The organism is Sphingobium sp. B8D3A (genome assembly GCF_025961995.1).
Lineage (GTDB): Bacteria > Pseudomonadota > Alphaproteobacteria > Sphingomonadales > Sphingomonadaceae > Sphingobium.
The window spans coordinates 1,824,362-1,839,910 of record NZ_JAOQOS010000001.1 but is presented as its reverse complement, the minus strand read 5'-3'; the positions used below and the strand labels follow the sequence as shown (position 1 = coordinate 1,839,910).

General features: G+C 64.5%; 18 protein-coding genes, 1 tRNA gene and 1 pseudogene. 17 read left to right on the top strand and 3 right to left on the bottom strand.

What is annotated here, in order from left to right:
* Positions 1-43 precede the first annotated feature (43 nt).
* The 4 genes and pseudogenes from M2342_RS08470 to M2342_RS08455 all read left to right on the top strand — a co-directional run.
* Positions 44-598 carry a regulatory protein RecX gene (locus M2342_RS08470; RefSeq protein WP_264578747.1) on the top strand — a complete coding sequence of 185 codons (555 nt, stop codon included), beginning with the start codon at positions 44-46 and terminating at the stop codon, positions 596-598.
* Positions 595-1,179, top strand: a complete 585-nt coding sequence (locus M2342_RS08465; RefSeq protein WP_264578746.1) for a DUF192 domain-containing protein — start codon at positions 595-597, stop codon at positions 1,177-1,179. The genes M2342_RS08470 and M2342_RS08465 overlap by 4 nt, the downstream gene beginning before the upstream one ends.
* A gap of 60 nt (positions 1,180-1,239) precedes the next feature.
* Positions 1,240-1,635, top strand: a complete 396-nt coding sequence (locus tag M2342_RS08460; protein ID WP_181559488.1) for an NADH:ubiquinone oxidoreductase subunit NDUFA12 — start codon at positions 1,240-1,242, stop codon at positions 1,633-1,635.
* A 170-nt stretch (positions 1,636-1,805) separates the two neighbouring features.
* Positions 1,806-2,042, top strand: a pseudogene (locus tag M2342_RS08455) (DUF2155 domain-containing protein); the annotation flags it as partial.
* Between the two features lie 35 nt (positions 2,043-2,077).
* Here M2342_RS08455 and aat read toward each other — a convergent pair.
* Positions 2,078-2,818, bottom strand: coding sequence for a leucyl/phenylalanyl-tRNA--protein transferase (gene aat, locus M2342_RS08450; RefSeq protein ID WP_264578745.1), 741 nt, complete (start codon positions 2,816-2,818; stop codon positions 2,078-2,080).
* 118 nt (positions 2,819-2,936) lie between these two features.
* Between aat and M2342_RS08445 the strand changes: the two genes are divergently transcribed.
* The 5 genes from M2342_RS08445 to M2342_RS08425 all read left to right on the top strand — a co-directional run bounded on the left by M2342_RS08445 (position 2,937) and on the right by M2342_RS08425 (position 7,093).
* Positions 2,937-3,626, top strand: a complete 690-nt coding sequence (locus M2342_RS08445; RefSeq protein ID WP_264570139.1) for an alpha/beta fold hydrolase — start codon at positions 2,937-2,939, stop codon at positions 3,624-3,626.
* Positions 3,627-3,703: 77 nt separating this feature from the next.
* Positions 3,704-3,779, top strand: a tRNA-Trp gene (locus tag M2342_RS08440).
* Positions 3,780-3,923: 144 nt separating this feature from the next.
* Positions 3,924-4,130: a preprotein translocase subunit SecE gene (gene secE / locus M2342_RS08435; RefSeq protein WP_181559485.1), complete on the top strand. Its 207-nt coding sequence runs from the start codon at positions 3,924-3,926 to the stop codon at positions 4,128-4,130.
* A gap of 44 nt (positions 4,131-4,174) precedes the next feature.
* Positions 4,175-4,711: a transcription termination/antitermination protein NusG gene (gene nusG / locus M2342_RS08430; protein ID WP_181559484.1), complete on the top strand. Its 537-nt coding sequence runs from the start codon at positions 4,175-4,177 to the stop codon at positions 4,709-4,711.
* 270 nt (positions 4,712-4,981) lie between these two features.
* Positions 4,982-7,093, top strand: coding sequence for a PQQ-dependent dehydrogenase, methanol/ethanol family (locus tag M2342_RS08425; protein WP_264578744.1), 2,112 nt, complete (start codon positions 4,982-4,984; stop codon positions 7,091-7,093).
* Between the two features lie 19 nt (positions 7,094-7,112).
* On the opposite strand, the gene M2342_RS08420 is transcribed toward M2342_RS08425, so the two are convergent.
* A complete protein-coding gene (locus tag M2342_RS08420; protein ID WP_264578743.1) occupies positions 7,113-7,787 on the bottom strand; it encodes a spermidine synthase in 675 nt (224 codons plus the stop codon).
* Positions 7,788-7,900: 113 nt separating this feature from the next.
* Here M2342_RS08420 and M2342_RS08415 point away from each other — a divergent pair, with 113 nt between their 5' ends.
* The 7 genes from M2342_RS08415 (at position 7,901) to M2342_RS08385 (ending at position 13,769) form a co-directional block, all read left to right on the top strand.
* Entirely contained in the window at positions 7,901-8,356 is a 456-nt protein-coding gene (locus M2342_RS08415; protein ID WP_181559481.1) for a hypothetical protein, read from the top strand.
* 109 nt (positions 8,357-8,465) lie between these two features.
* Entirely contained in the window at positions 8,466-9,842 is a 1,377-nt protein-coding gene (locus M2342_RS08410) for an MFS transporter (protein WP_264578742.1), read from the top strand.
* A gap of 117 nt (positions 9,843-9,959) precedes the next feature.
* Complete coding sequence (locus M2342_RS08405; protein WP_264578741.1) at positions 9,960-10,658, top strand: HPP family protein; 699 nt, start codon at positions 9,960-9,962, stop codon at positions 10,656-10,658.
* Between the two features lie 178 nt (positions 10,659-10,836).
* On the top strand, positions 10,837-11,268 hold the full coding sequence (gene rplK / locus M2342_RS08400; protein ID WP_181559478.1) for a 50S ribosomal protein L11: 432 nt from the start codon (positions 10,837-10,839) through the stop codon (positions 11,266-11,268).
* A 4-nt stretch (positions 11,269-11,272) separates the two neighbouring features.
* Positions 11,273-11,971 carry a 50S ribosomal protein L1 gene (gene rplA / locus M2342_RS08395; RefSeq protein WP_181559477.1) on the top strand — a complete coding sequence of 233 codons (699 nt, stop codon included), beginning with the start codon at positions 11,273-11,275 and terminating at the stop codon, positions 11,969-11,971.
* 187 nt (positions 11,972-12,158) lie between these two features.
* Positions 12,159-13,169, top strand: a complete 1,011-nt coding sequence (locus M2342_RS08390) for a hypothetical protein (protein WP_264578740.1) — start codon at positions 12,159-12,161, stop codon at positions 13,167-13,169.
* Between the two features lie 72 nt (positions 13,170-13,241).
* Positions 13,242-13,769: a TIGR02281 family clan AA aspartic protease gene (locus M2342_RS08385; protein ID WP_264578739.1), complete on the top strand. Its 528-nt coding sequence runs from the start codon at positions 13,242-13,244 to the stop codon at positions 13,767-13,769.
* 103 nt (positions 13,770-13,872) lie between these two features.
* Here M2342_RS08385 and M2342_RS08380 read toward each other — a convergent pair whose 3' ends face one another.
* On the bottom strand, positions 13,873-14,418 hold the full coding sequence (locus tag M2342_RS08380) for a PEPxxWA-CTERM sorting domain-containing protein (protein ID WP_264578738.1): 546 nt from the start codon (positions 14,416-14,418) through the stop codon (positions 13,873-13,875).
* A gap of 595 nt (positions 14,419-15,013) precedes the next feature.
* On the opposite strand from M2342_RS08380, the gene rplJ reads away from it, so the two are divergent.
* Positions 15,014-15,529, top strand: a complete 516-nt coding sequence (rplJ, locus tag M2342_RS08375; protein ID WP_181559473.1) for a 50S ribosomal protein L10 — start codon at positions 15,014-15,016, stop codon at positions 15,527-15,529.
* The last annotated feature ends 20 nt before the right edge of the window (positions 15,530-15,549 follow it).

Here is a 15,549-nt window from a genome sequence, read left to right as displayed (position 1 = left end):
GCGCGTTTACTTTAAGACAGGGAGTGTGGCACAAAAATGGCGCATGACGCCGCGCCCGCAAAAATCGCCGCCAAAACCGCTCGTCGAAGCGAGCCTTGAGGCGCTGGCTCTCCACTATGTCGGGCGCTTCGCCACCAGCCGGGGCCGACTCGCCGCCTATCTTGCGCGCAAGCTGCGCGAGCGTGGCTGGGCCGGCGATTCCCCGCCCCCGACCGAGCGGATCACGCAAAAGCTGGTCGATCTCGGCTATGTGGACGACCGAGCCTATGCCGAGATGAAATCCGGGGCGATGCAGCGGCGGGGCCTCGGGCAACGCCGCATCGCGCAAACGCTGCGGCATGACGGGATCGACGAGACGACATCCGAGCAGGCCGCCCCGGACGCTGCCGCGCAATGGGATGCGGCCGAGCGCCTCGCCCGCCGCAAGCGAATCGGGCCATTCGCGGTCGAGCCGGCCGACCGGCCGTTGCGGGAAAAGCAGATCGCGACCTTTTTGCGGGCGGGGCACAGCATGCAGACCGCTCGCAACTGGATCGAAAGCGCGCCCGGCGAGTTGCCGGAGCGACCGGAGACCCTGTCAGCAGAGGATTGGGAATGACGAAGAGGCGGCGGATCGGGCGTGGTCTGAACATCGGCGCGCTGGCGACAGCTCTCGCACTGTCCGCCTGCCATGCGGCGCCGGAGGACCGCGCTAACACCTCAGCGGTTGCCAATAGCGCGGCCCTGCCCGCTGGCAGCACCGAAGTTCGCATTCGCACGTCCAGCGGCCAGACCCATCGCTTCGTCGCGGAAATGGCGGTGGACAAGGACGCGCAGCAGCACGGCCTGATGGGCCGCGAGACGCTGGCCGACGATGCCGGAATGATCTTTCCCTTCGCCTATCCCAACATGGCATCCTTCTGGATGAAGGACACGCGCGTTCCGCTGGACCTGCTGTTCATCCGCACCGACGGTACGATTGCCGACATCCTGCAGGGCGAGCCGAACAGCCTGCGCCCGCTCGCGGCCAATGAGCCAGTGACAGCGGTGCTGGAAATCCGGCAAGGACGTGCAGAGGCGCTCGGCATCACCAAGGGCGACCGGATCGAATGGGGCGATTGTGCCACGGCTGCAGGCGCCGGTGCCGGTCGCGCGCCCGTGTGGCGAGCGGATCGCTTCTGCCCCTCGTCGCAGCGCTGAGCGCACTTCATTCGATTCCACGTTGCCAATCCCCCGTGAGTGCGGCTAAGCGCTCTGGCCATGGGACTGCTCGGCAAGATCTTCACCTGGTGGGACGGCGCCACCATCGGCACCTCGCTGTTCACTTCGCGCAAAGGCACGAAAGTGGGCGAGGACCATCAGGGCAATGTCTATTATGAAGGCGGCACGGACCCCAATGGCCTCACGCGCCGCTGGGTGATCTATAAGGGCGCCAATGATGCCAGCCGCGTGCCTGCAGAATGGCATGGCTGGCTGCATCACAGCATCGACGGCACGCCCGAAAGCCATTTGCCGCCGCCCCGCATCTGGGAAACCGAATTCACGCCCAACCAGACCGGCACGCCACAGGCCCATCTGCCTTCCGGCGCCATCGCTGCCGGCGGTCGCCGCCAGATGGCGACGGGCGATTACGAAGCCTGGACTCCGAATACGTGACGATTCTCCGGTCCGCGCGGCCGGGCCGATGGTTGCTCGCGCTCGGCATCATTGGACCGCTGACGGCCTGCGGAGACCCCGAGGCAGCCCGCAATGTCGCGGTCGTGCCGGAAGAACGCACGCAGGACGAGCGCCCCGTGAAGGTCGAGACCGGCTTGCCCGGAACGCCGATGGCAGAGCGCGTCGCGGAGATCGGCCTGCTCAACAAGCGCAACGGGATCACCCAGAAATTCACGATGAAGCCGGGCGTGGCGTTGCGCTCGGGCAATGCCATCATCCGCCTGCGCGCCTGCGAAACCACCGCGCCGTGGGAAATGGACAAGGACACCGGCGCATTCGTGCAGCTCGACGTGCTCGAAAGCCGCGATAACAAATGGCACCGCACCTTCTCCGGCTGGCTGTTCAAGGAACGGCCTGACCGCAATGTGGTGCTGCACCCGATCTACGACGTCTGGGTGATCAGCTGCGCGATGAGCTGGCCGGAGACCGGGCCGGACACGGTGCGCGTGGCGGATCGCAGCGCACGGTCGGCCGGCGCATCCGGCAACGAATCGAGCGCATCGAACGCGGCAGAAGCCCCCGCAGCGCCGTCCGCGCCTGCCGACAGCGCCTCGCCGAGCAATCCCGAATAAGCCTGCGCGTCAATCTCCACCGCGCCCAGGGAGGCAAGGTGCGGGGTCATGAACTGGCAATCGAGCAGCGTGAACCCGCCGACCCGCAGCCGGGCGACCAGCCAGGCCATCGCCACCTTTGAGGCATCGCGCCGGCGGCTGAACATGCTCTCGCCAAAGAAGGCCCGCCCCAGCGCCAGACCGTAAAGCCCGCCGACGAGATGGCGCTCGCCATCCTCGCGGCTCCACACTTCCACGCTGTGCGCCAGCTTGCCGTGGTGCAAGCGCACAAAGGCTTCCTCAATGTCCCGATTGATCCACGTCGTCGGGCGATCTGTGGCGCTCTGCGCGCACAGGGCGATGACCTGCTCGAACGCGGTATCCGCCGTGACCTCGAACCGGTCGGCGCGCACGGTCTTGCGCAAGGATTTGGAGAGGTGAAAGCCATCGAGCGGCAGGATCGCCCGCCTCTCAGGCTCTACCCAGAAGACCGAATTGGCGGCACGGTCGTCAGCCATGGGGAACAGCCCGACCGCATAAGCGCGCAACAGGATCGGTAAATCGATCGCCATTCCCGGCCTTTAGCATCCCCACCGGCCTTTGTCGCGCCCGTCCCTTGGGGCAAAAAGCGCTGGCAGGCGCCACCGGGAGGCGATAGCGATCCGGTACAGTCTGGAGAGGAGCAAGCCTGTGGCAATTTTCGTGCTGGTTCATGGCGCCTGGGGCGGCAGCTGGGGTTATGGCCCCCTCGCCCGTGAACTGCGGTCCGCCGGCCATGAGGTACACGTCCCGTCGCTCACTGGGCTGGGCGAGCGTGCCCATCTGGCTCATGGCGGCATTACGCTCAGCGATCATATCGCCGATGTGGTCGGCCTCATCGATTGCGAGGGCCTGCGCGACATCATCCTCGTCGGCCATAGCTATGGCGGCATGGTCATCACCGGTGTCTCGGCCCTGCGCGGCACCCGCATCCGCAGCCTCATCTATCTCGACGCCTTCCTGCCGAAGGATGGCGAAATGCTCTGGGACATCGTCGATGACGCGACACGAGCGATGTATATCGAGAATCAGCGGCAGTCGCCGGGCCTCGTCCAGCCGATCTTCCCGATTCCGCCGGGGCGGGCCGGGCGCGTCTCGGGCCATCCGCTCCTCACCCTGCTCGAACCGGTCAAGCTCGGTGGCGAGGAGGACGCGGTTGCGCGGCGGACCTACGTCTTTGCGTCCGCCAGCCCGCTCGGCTCGTTCGCGCCGTTCCGCGCGCGCTGCGCCGCAGACCCGACCTGGGATGTCCACGAACTCCCCACCAGCCACATGATGTGGGACGACGATCTCCCCGGCGTGACCCGCATCCTCCTCGATGACGCAGCGAAGGACGAATGACGACAAGTTGCGGAAAGCGCCGTTGACCGCTTGCGCCCGCCTTCGGGTCGCGTTAAGGGCAGCGCCTTCACCGGCACAGGGGTGTAGCTCAGCTGGTAGAGCGTCGGTCTCCAAAACCGAATGTCGTAGGTTCGAATCCTATCGCCCCTGCCAAAACTTGCCCCGAGGCGCCCGAGCGCGTAGAGGCAAGGACGGTTGCGAAATGCAGGCGGCGGGCCGGCCGGAGAAAGCTCCGGGTGCGGTCCGCTTTCTTGTGTTTCGAAGAGTTCTGGTTTCATCTGAAAGAGCAGGCTGAGCGTGGCGAAAACCTCCCCCATCGAATTCGTGAACCAGGTCAAGGCCGAGTGGAACAAGGTCACCTGGCCGACCTCGCGCGAGACGGTGATGACCACGATCATGGTGGTGATCCTGACCACGGTGCTCGGACTTTTCTTCTTTGGCATCGACACGTTCTTTGGCTGGATCGTTCGCACGCTGCTGGGTTTGGCCGCGGGCCAGAGCTGATCGCCGCTCTCCCGACCAAGACGAATTGAGGAAACGATAAAATTATGGCGCGCTGGTACATCATCCACGCTTATTCGGGCTTCGAGAACAAGGTCCGCGAGTCCATCCTGTCCGAAGCCGAGCGCATGGGTCTGGCCCAGCTCATCGAGCAGGTCGAGGTGCCGACCGAGACCGTGACCGAAGTGAAGCGCGGCAAGAAGGTTCAGGTCGAGCGCAAGAACATGCCGGGCTATGTGCTCGCCAAGCTCAGCATGAACGATGATATCTACCACCTCATCAAGAACACGCCCAAGGTCACCGGCTTCCTCGGCAATTCCGGCAAGCCGCAGCCGATCAGCGAGGCGGAAGCCGCCCGCTTCTTCGGCGCGCGCGAGGAAGCCGCCGCCCAGCCGCGTCACAAGGTCAATGTCGATTACGAGATCGGCGACAGCGTGAAGGTGATGAGCGGCCCGTTCGCCAGCTTCATCGGCACCGTCGAGGAACTGGATTTCGAGAAGAGCCGCGTGAAGGTCTCGGTTTCGATCTTCGGCCGCGCGACGCCGGTGGAACTGGACTTCGAGGAAGTCGAGCTTTCCAAATAAGGCCTTCGACAGCCAATTTTTCGAGCCGCCGGTCCCTGATCGGCGGCTCTTTTCTTGTGTCGAACGCGGGAATGACGGGCAGGAAACGCCGAAAAGGCACAAACGCGCCGCGCCGGTCTTCAACCGTTCTTCCACCTCATCCAACCTGACCATCGCGCAGGGCGATTGCGTTGGTGCGGCGAATAATCCCTTGATTGCGCAAGCACCGCAACGGTGCCGCACCAGGAGAGATTAGACGTGGCAGGGAGCAGGAGATCGTGGATCGCAGGCATGGCGCTGATGACGGCGCCGCTGCTCCTCGCGGGACAGGACGCCCGGTCAGGCGGCATGCAGCCAGCCCATGTCACCAGCGAGCGGATGCGGGCGCCAGACGCACCCGCCAGCGCCGGCAGTTGGATGGCCTATGGGCGCAGCTATGACGAGCAGCGTTATTCGCCGCTCACCCAGATCAACGACAAGACCGTCCAAAGGCTGGGACTGGCCTGGTACGATGATTTGAACACCTATCGCGGCGTGCAGGCGACGCCGCTGGTGGTCGATGGCGTGATCTACAACGCCTCCGCCTTCAACATCGTGACGGCCTATGATGGACGGACCGGCCGCAAGCTGTGGACCTATGATCCGCAGGTCGAGCGACAGTGGGCGCGGCTGGCCTGTTGCGGCCCCTCGACCCGTGGCATTGCGGCGTGGAACGGCAAGATCTACGTCGCCGCGCTCGACGGCCGGCTGATCGCCGTGGATGCGCGGACCGGCAAGGAGGTCTGGACGGTGCAGACCTTCGACCGCGCGCATCCCTATTCCATCACCGGCGCGCCGCGCGTGTTCGACAGCAAGGTGGTGATCGGCCATGGCGGCGCCGACTATGGCGTGCGCGGTTTCGTCAGCGCCTGGGATGCGGAGACCGGAAAACGGCTGTGGACGTTCTACACCGTACCCGGAAACCCGGCCGATGGCCCCGACGGCGAAGCCTCGGACGCGGCGATGAAGATCGCCCTGCCGACCTGGCACGGAAAATGGTGGCAATATGGCGGCGGCGGCACGGCGTGGGACAGCTTCGTCTACGATCCGGCGCTCAACCTCGTCTATATCGGCACCGGCAACGGATCACCGATTAGCTGGCATTTCCGCAGCGCGGGCAAGGGTGACAATCTGTTCCTCTGCTCCATCGTGGCGGTGGATGCCGACACTGGCGCCTATCGCTGGCATTATCAGGCGGTGCCGGAAGAAGACTGGGACTTTACCTGCACCCAGCCGATGATGCTCGCGGACCTCAAGATCAAAGGCAAGACCCGCCCGGTCATCATGCAGGCGCCCAAGAACGGCTTTTTCTATGTGCTCGACCGCAAGACGGGAGAATTGCTCTCGGCCGAAAAATTCGTGCCGAGCAACTGGGCCAGCCATATCGACATGAAGACCGGGCGGCCGGTGCTGTATCCGGGCGTGCATCTGACAACGACGCCCCAGCGCATCACGCCGAGCCTGCTCGCCGCGCATAGCTGGCACCCCATGTCGTTCAGCCCGAAGACCGGGCTGGTCTATTTCCCGGCCATGGAACAATCCATCGTCTATGCCCGGCAGCGGGACGAGGATTTCGCCTTCGTGCCGTTCCGCAACAATGCCGGCTTCGATTATGCCGGCGCGACGCCGGAATGGGCCGCGCAGCGCAAGGCCTTGCAGGCAGAGGCGGATGCCATGGAGCAAGGCTATCTGCTCGCCTGGAACCCGGTGACGCAGAAGGAAGCCTGGCGGGTGCCCTATTCACTCCCCGGCTCGGGTGGCACGCTGGCGACGGCGGGCAATCTCGTCTTTCAGGGCACCATCGAGAAGACCTTCGCGGCGTATCGCGCCGACACCGGGCAGAAGCTCTGGGACATGAATGTCGACAATGTCGCCATCGGCGGTCCAGTCACTTACGCCATCGACGGCGTGCAATATGTGGCGGTGAATGTCGGCTGGGGCGGATCGATCGTCGCGGGGCTGAGCAAGATACCCGGCGGCTTCCGGGTGTCACCGGCGCGACTGCTGGTGTTCAGGCTGGATGCCGAGGGCGTGACGCTGCCGCCCCTACCGCCGCCGACGGCCCTGCCCCGCCCGCCCTTCCTCCGCGCCACCGAAGCGCAGGTGCGGCTGGGCGCGCAACTTTATGGCGAGACTTGCGCCCGCTGCCATGGCGAGAATGCGCGCGGCGGCCTCAAGGATCTGCGCTACATGACGCCCGACACCCGCGCGCAGTTCCTCGACATCGTGCTGGAGGGCACCAAGGCCGATCTGGGCATGGCCAGCTTCAAGGGCGTGCTGGACAAGACACAGGCGGAGGCGATCCACGCCTACCTCATCGCGCGCGGCAATGAGGATTGGCAGGACGATGCCGTGCGGCAATGAGGGGCTAGTTCATGCGGCCTCAACCCCGCCGCTGGGCGAACCAGATGACGTGGCGCGGCCCCTTGCCGTTCTCCCGCGCCTTCACCGCCACCTCGTCGACGATGAACCCGGCGCTCTTCAGCCGGCGGGTGAAGGCTTCGTCCGAGCCGGCGGACCAGACGGCGAGAATGCCGCCCGGCTTGAGTGCCCGCATCGCCTGGGAGAGGCCGCGCGCGGAATAGAGCCGGTCATTGGCCGGCACGGTGAGGCCGTCGGGGCCGTTATCGACGTCGAGCAAGATGGCATCATAGCGCCCCTGCCCGTCCTCGATCAGCTCGGCGACGTCGCTGTGGACGAGATCCACGCGCGGATCATCCAGGCAGCCGGCGGCCAGCTCGGCCATTGGGCCCCGCGCCCATTCGATAATCTCCGGCACCAGCTCGGCCACCGTGACCTTCGCCTGCGCATCGAGCGCGCCCAGCGCCGCGCGCAGCGTGAAACCCATGCCATAGCCGCCGATCAGCAGATGCCGTCCCGCGCGGGTCGGCAGCCGCTCCAGCGTCATCAGCGCCAGCGCCTTTTCTGATCCGCTCATCCGGCTGTTCATCAGTTCGTTGCGGTCCAGTACGATCATGAAATCGTCGCCGCGCCGGAACAGGCGCAGATCCTCACCGCCGGGCACCTTTGCCGTGCCGAGATGTTCGCGGGGCTTCATATCGTTCCTTTCAACCGAGCCGTCCCTCTGGCAGACCCGGAGGCATCGCGCAAACGGTCCCGGCACTGTATGCCTCCGCGCGACTCTCCCCCCAATCCAATCCCCGGAGCTTCATGCGTTACTTTCTCGATACCGAATATAATGGTTTTGGCGGCGCCCTGATCAGCCTGGCCCTCGTGCCCGAATATGGCGATCAGGAGCTGTATCTCTCGCTTCTGCCGCTTCCCGAACCGCTCCACCCTTGGGTCGAGCATAATGTGATCCCTTATCTGCGCCATGTGCCGACCGGGCTGGATTATGCCGTGGAGCGGGCCAATGCGTCCGAGCTGGTCGCCACTTATCTCGCCGGGGACAATGAGCCGATGATCGTCGCAGACTGGCCCGAGGACATCGCCCATTTCGCGACGCTGCTGATGACCGGCCCCGGCGAGATGATCGATGTGCGCGGCCTCCGCTTCGAGCTGGTCAATGCCGCCGGGTTCAGCAGCGCGCGCAACAGCCAGGTGCCGCACAATGCGCTGCACGACGCTCGCGCCTTGCGGGGTTTCGTGCTTTCGACCGATATCTGAACCGGGCGGCGCAGCAGGTATCGCTTGCCGCCGCCCGATAGATTGCTAACCATCAAAAGAATAGTTGCCTTACGAACGATTCGAGGCACAGCCGGAGAGGACAGCCAGCATGGCCAGCGCGCGCCGCTCGATCGATATCGCCACGTTCATCAATGAGCGGAAGCTCGGCCCGTTCAATTTCCGGCTGATCGTTCTCTCCTGGCTGATCACGGTGTTCGACGGGTTCGACATGATGCTGATCAGCTTCACCGCGCCCTGGATGCGCGATGAGTTGAGCCTTTCCACCCACCAGCTGGGCAATGTGTTTTCCGCCGGTCTGTTCGGCATGATGGTGGGTGGTTTTGCCTTCGCATACATCGGCGACAGGATCGGGCGGCGACAGACGATCATCGGCGCCGCCTTCGCATTCGGCATTCTCACCACCGCCACCGCGCTGGCGCAGAGCTATGAAGCCCTTCTCATCCTGCGCTTCCTCGATGGCTTTGCCATTGGTGGCATGCTGCCGCTCGCCTGGGCGCTCAACATCGAATATGTGCCCACCAAATACCGCTCGACCGTGGTGACGGTGATCATGGTCGGCTACAGTCTCGGCTCCTCGCTGGCCGGGCCGGTAACCGTGTGGCTTGCCCCCACCTATGGCTGGGAGGGCGTGTTCGTCTTCGGCGGCCTCGGCACGATCGTCTGCGCCTTTGCCCTGCTGTTCTGGTTGCCGGAATCGGTACGCTTCCTCGCCAGCAAGAACCTCAAGCCGGACCTGATCGCCAAGACGCTGAACAAGGTCGATCCCACGCTCGCCGCGACCGCGCAGGACCGCTTCGTGCTCAGCGACGAGAAGCAGGACACCAGCAACTTCACCGCCGCCAAGCTGTTCAAGGGCGACCTCAAATGGCTGACGCCGCTGCTCTGGCTGGCCTATATCGCCAGCACGCTGGCGGTCTATTTCAAGGCCAATTGGGGCCCGATCGTCTATGAAGATCTCAAATTCTCGCGAGAGACGGCGGCCTATGTCTCGTCAATCGGCGGCATCGCCGGGGCGGTGCTGGGCCTGCTGCTGATGCGCTTTACCGATGGCAAGGGGCCGCTCGCGGTCGCGGTCTATCCCGCCGTCGCCTTCCCGCTCCTGCTGCTGGTCGGCCTGGTGCCGATGGAACCGACGCTCTTCCTGATCGTCTCGGTCGCCGCAACCAGCTTCGTGGGCGGCGCGCATTTCGGTATTCTGTCGATTGCCGGCGTCTTCTATCCCTCCGCAATCCGGGCGAACGGCGCCGGCTGGGCAACATCCGTAGCCAAGATCGGCGGCATTGCAGGGCCGATCATCGGCGCGTTCGTGCTGGCGAGCGGCCTGCCGATCGTGCGCAGCTTTGCCATTCTGGCGCTGTGCCCTGCCGTTCTGGCACTGTGCGCGCTCGGCATCGGCATGATCGTGAAGCGCCGCAAAGCACCAGCAGACGTGCTCAACACGGCACAACCTGCGCCGGCCGAATGAGTGGCGGCGCAACGGACTGAAAGCCCCGCTTGATCGGCAAGGGGAAATGCTCGCTGGTTTTCTGGGTGAAGCCGCGCCAATAGCGCGCCTCTCTCCCAAGCCGGTGCGACGAAACCCATGACCACAGAGCGCCTCTTCAAACCGATCCTTGCCGGCGCCCGGCTGATGCCGCGCCTGCTGGCGGTGATCGGCGCGACGGCGGGGATCGGGCTGACGATCGTGCTCTGCCTGCAATTCCCCATCGCTTACGGCGATCTGCCGATCATCGTCGCGCCCATCGGCGCTTCGGCAGTGCTGGTATTTGCCGTGCCGACCAGTCCGCTCGCCCAGCCCTGGTCCGTCGTGGGCGGTAACATTCTCTCGGCACTGGTGGGCGTGGCGGCGGCCCGCTGGATACCGCCCATGGCGCTGGCCGCCGGCGTGGCTGTCGGCGGCGCGATCCTCGTGATGTCGCTCTGCCGCTGCTTGCACCCGCCCGGCGGCGCGGCAGCGCTGACCGCCGTGATCGGCAGCCAGGGCATTCACGATGCCGGCTATGCCTTCGCCTTCGCGCCCGTTGGGCTCAATTCCATCGCGCTGGTGTCGCTCGCCATGTTCTTCCATCGCATGACCGGTCACAGTTATCCGCATCACCCGGCTGCACCCGCAATCCAGAGCGCGCAGGTGCGAGAGGCATCAGGGCTGCACAGCGAGGATATCGACAAGGCGCTGGAGGATATGGACGAGAGTTTCGACATCAGCCGCGACGATCTCGCCATGCTGCTCTCCCAGGCGGAGCTTCATGCGCTGGCGCGGCGCACCGCCGGGCAGAAGTGAATCGATAAGACCGCTCTTTCCTTTTGCACCAGTCACCGCTATAGGCGCCGGCTTCCGGACGGTCTTGCAGGCCCGATGGAAGCCCATTGCGGGAGGACGACCCCTTAGGGTCAGCCGTTTGACCGCTAAGCTTGAACCGGGCGGCGCCATTGGCCCCGCCTTCTACAGAGTGAGTGTAATGGCCAAGAAAATCACGGGCTATATCAAGCTCCAGGTGCCCGCTGGAGCCGCCAACCCCTCGCCGCCGATCGGCCCTGCCCTGGGTCAGCGCGGCGTGAACATCATGGAATTCTGCAAGGCGTTCAACGCGGCGACCGAGAAGGAGCAGAAGGGTACGCCCCTGCCCACGATCATCACCGTCTACGCTGACCGCAGCTTCTCCTTCGTCACCAAGAAGCCGCCGGCAACCTATCTCATCAAGCAGGCCGTGAACCTCAAGTCCGGCTCCAAGGAGCCCGGCAAGGTCTCCGCCGGCAAGATCACGCGTGCCCAGCTCGCCGAGATCGCCGAAGCGAAGATGGTCGACCTCAATGCCAACGACATCGAGGCCGCGACGAAGATCATCGAAGGCAGCGCCCGCGCGATGGGCCTGACCGTGGTGGAGGGCTAAGAACATGGCAAAGCTGACCAAGAAGGCCAAGGCAATGGCCGCCGCAGTCGATGCGAACAAGCTGCACGGCGTCGATGAAGCCATCGCGCTCATCAAGAAGAACGCCACCGCCAAGTTCGACGAGACCGTCGAAGTCGCGATGAACCTGGGCGTCGACCCGCGTCACGCCGACCAGATGGTCCGTGGCGTCGTCACCCTGCCCGCCGGCACCGGCAAGGATGTGCGCGTTGCCGTCTTCGCCCGCGCCGACAAGGCTGATGCCGCCAAGGCAGCCGGCGCCGAGATCGTGGGTGCCGAGGATCTGCTCGAGCACATCCAGAACGGCAATTTCGACTTCGACCGCGTGATCGCGACGCCCGACATGATGGGCCTGGTCGGTCGCCTCGGTAAGGTGCTGGGTCCCAAGGGCCTGATGCCGAACCCGAAGCTCGGCACCGTCACGCCGAACGTCGCCGAAGCCGTGAAGGCTGCCAAGGGCGGCCAGATCGAGTTCCGCGTCGAGAAGGCCGGCATCATTCACGCCGGTCTCGGCAAGGCCAGCTTCACCGAAGCCGACCTGCGCAAGAACTTCGACGCCTTCGTCGATGCCATTGTGAAGGCCAAGCCCTCGGGCTCGAAGGGCAAGTATGTCCGCAAGATCGCTCTGTCGTCCTCGATGGGCCCGGGCGTAAAGGTGGACGTGGCTCAGGTCGCCTCGGCCTGATCTCACCCAATTCTAAAAACGCCCCGCCCGGTATCCACCGCGGCGGGGCTTTTTTATTGCCCGATGTTGTGATCTGAGTCGGCTGTCTGATTAGGCGTTTTTTCGTAAAGCGCCTGTTAACCCTGCGATGGCATTGCTTGGCGAGGCACGCGACGATAGAACTCAGATGAAAAACAGGGAAATTGGGGTGAAGAAGCGACATCCAACTGCTGGACAGGATGCCTATGACCGGGTGTCGAAACAGCTCAATCTGGCGGTTCGCCTTCTCGGCTTCTGGATCGCTCTTGTCAGCCTGTTCTTCCTCTTTCAGGCGCTCGATTATCGCGGGCTGATCGCGCGACTGGCCGAATGGCAGTTTCTTCATTTCGATCGTTATTGGCCCACCCTGACCTTCGTCGCGGTGACCGCATTGTTCTCTGCGCCGCTGATCGCTGCCGTGTGGCTGCTGCGCACGCGCCAGCGCCGCACCGAATCCTTCGGCCCTGCCCGGCAGGACGATCTGCGCATCGTGAAGGGGCGGCTTGCCCGCCTCCAGGGCTTTTTCGCCGGCGTTTGCGTTGGCAGTCTGCTTGCGGCAGTCATTGTGCTGATCCTGCGGCTGCAATTGCCATCCGATGAGGGAACCCCGCGCAGCATCGTCGTCGGGTCGCCCGATGCGATCGCGCCGGTGGAAGGCCGCGCCGTCATCACCGGCAGCATCGATCTGCGCGAGACGGCGCAGTTCAATGAGGATCTGCTGCTGGTCAAGCGCTCGCTCTATTTCGCGCCGGTTCGCTCCGGGCCGGACGACCGCTCGCCGCTGCGCTACTTTGTCGAGGTGCGGCGCAACGATGTGCCGGAAGGCTATCATCCCATCACCTTCCCCAAGGATGAGGACCTGGTGCGCGTCTGGCGGTTCCGCCTCTCGCACCTCGTCTTCACGCCCTATCTCGACGGCGTTCTGCGGCGCGAGGCCCTGCCAGGTGAGATCGTCAACCTGTATCGCCATGCAGGCTATGACGTCGAGGATGATAACTTCGTACTGTTCAGCGGGCTCGACAAGCTGACGTGGCGCTACAACGTCCTTGCCGCCGAATTCGGGATTTCGGCCCTGATCTCCGGCCTTGCCGCCTTCATCTTCGGTCGCCGCCGCCGCCGGGTGAAGCAGCGGATGGAGGACGAGATCGAGGCCTCCCGCACGGCACAGGCGCCCGCCTGACCGCCCTTTCTTAATGCCGCGCTAACTCAATCTCGAAACCGCTTCTTGGGTGAGTCGGGGTGATAATGCGGCATGATCGGCATCCATCTCGAATTCGGTAGCATCATGGCGGCAATGGCATCCATTGCCGTCGCGCTGAGCAACCCGTTCACGGATCACCAGAACATCCAGAAGGAAGCCGCCGCAAACATCGCCGTGCCGGAGGCCGCAGTTCTGGATGCCTCGGGCATCCAACTGCCTGCCAACACCGTGCAGCGCCATGCCGACGGCCTCTTCTATGTCGAGGCGAAGGCCAATGGCCATTCGATCCGCTTCGTGGTGGATACCGGCGCGACGGTCGTCGTGCTCAATCGCGCCGACGCGGCCAAGCTCGGCCTGACTTATGAGAGCCTGCCCGGTCGCGCGCAGATGCGCACCGTCAACGGATCGTCCGCGATGCGCTGGGCGAGGATCGAGCGGATGGAAATGGCCGGCAAGCGCATCGAGCAGATCAGCGCCGCCGTGGTCGATGGCGCCCTGCCGGTTTCGCTGATGGGCCAGAATGCGCTCCAGCAACTCGGCACCGTCACCCTGAGCGGCGACACCTTGACGATCCACTGAACCGGGCTTCCCAGCCAGACCGATCCCGCCGCGCAATCGGCAAAGAAAAGGCCAGTCCCCCCGGACTGGCCTTTTCAGCGGGAAACGCGTGTGAAGCCGGCCATCAGCCGGCGGCGAAGGTAACCTTCACCGGATTGCGGCGGCGCATCATCGTGCCGGCCAGACCGAAGCCCGCGATCATCAGCGCCCAGGTCGACGGCTCGGGAACCGAACCGAACACCGGCGGCACAAAATCGGGCAAGGGAATGGGAATGCCAGGGATGAACCCGCCGCCACCGCCCGTACCACCTGTGGGCGGCGTGAAGGAGGCCATGGAGGGCTCGAGCGTGGGCTGCGTCACGATCAGCGGGCTGTTGAGGTTCGATACGAAATCGGCAGCTTCCGGCTCGGCGAAGAAGGCGGTCGGCGCAACCGGCGACTTGTTCGGCGTCGCGGTCGGCTTTTGCGCGAACGGGCTGCTGCCCTGGTTGCGCGAACGGCCAGGACCGCAATCGGCGCGATTGACCAACTGGGTCAGGTCACCCTTGGAATTGACGAACTCGGGCGCACAGCCATCGCGAAGATAGCCCATGATCGCGGAGCGCAGCGACGTCTCTTCCGGCGCCGGCACGGCGACGAATGCCGAGGCGAACTCAGGGATGGTAAACATCCGGCGCTCATTGTGCGGCGCGGCTGCGATCAAGGCGCTGGCCACGACGGCCAGACCAATCAAAGCCCGGTGCCGTTCAATTTCACGGCGCGCCCAACGGAGCGAGTCTGTCGATAAGCTTTCCATGAACCCGTGCTAAACCTGCGGCGGAAAGAATTAAAGCGCTTTAACCTTCTTTTCCCACGCCTTAACCACCTTTGCGCAGATGGCCGAAGGACGTTGCCAAAGGGTCACAAATTAAGCGTTTACCGCCCTCCCCGGCTCCCTCGCCGTGGCCGGAATTGGAAACGGCTTGCTTTTCACCGCCGCCCCGCCTATCGGGCCTTCGCTCACCGGGTCCGTCCCGGTGCACCGTCCGAGACAGCTGGTGATGGGATCTGCCCATCTTAATGCCCAGCCGAGACGGGGAAAAGTTCTTGCCGGACGGCGCTCCGCTTCGATGCGCAGCTCAATCCGGGTCTGTCCGCACTCTCGTGCTGGACCAGTCAACCCTTCCCCTCGGACTGCTTCGCCGCTTGCGGCCCCTCTCGGGTCGTGCGCGGCACATGTGTGAACGCGGCCGGGCCTTCCGGGCCTTGCCGCAGAGGAGAATGGCATGGATCGCAATGAAAAGACCGAGGTCGTTTCCGCGCTTCACGAATCTCTGAAGGAAATGGGCGTGGTCGTCGTGACCCGCAATCTGGGCCTTAGCGTGGCTCAGTCGACCCAGCTCCGTCAGAAGATGCGCGATGCGGGTGCGACCTACAAGGTGACGAAGAACCGCCTTGCCAAGATCGCCATCAAGGACACCGACTATGCCAGCATCGAAGAGATGCTGGTTGGACCGGTGGGCCTGGCGACGTCTTCCGATCCGGTTGCGGCTGCAAAGGTCGCGATCGATTTCGCCAAGACGAACGACAAGCTGGAGATCGTCGGCGGCGCCATGGGCACTACGCTCCTGGACGCCAATGGCATCAAGGCGCTGGCTTCGATGCCGTCGCTCGACCAGATGCGCGCAACGCTGATCGGCCTCATTCAGGCCCCGGCGACCAAGCTCGCAGTCGTCACCAAGGAACCGGCCGCGCAGCTCGCGCGCGTCTTCAACGCTTATGCCACCAAGGACGCTGCCTGATCTTCAGGCCGCCTCCCCGG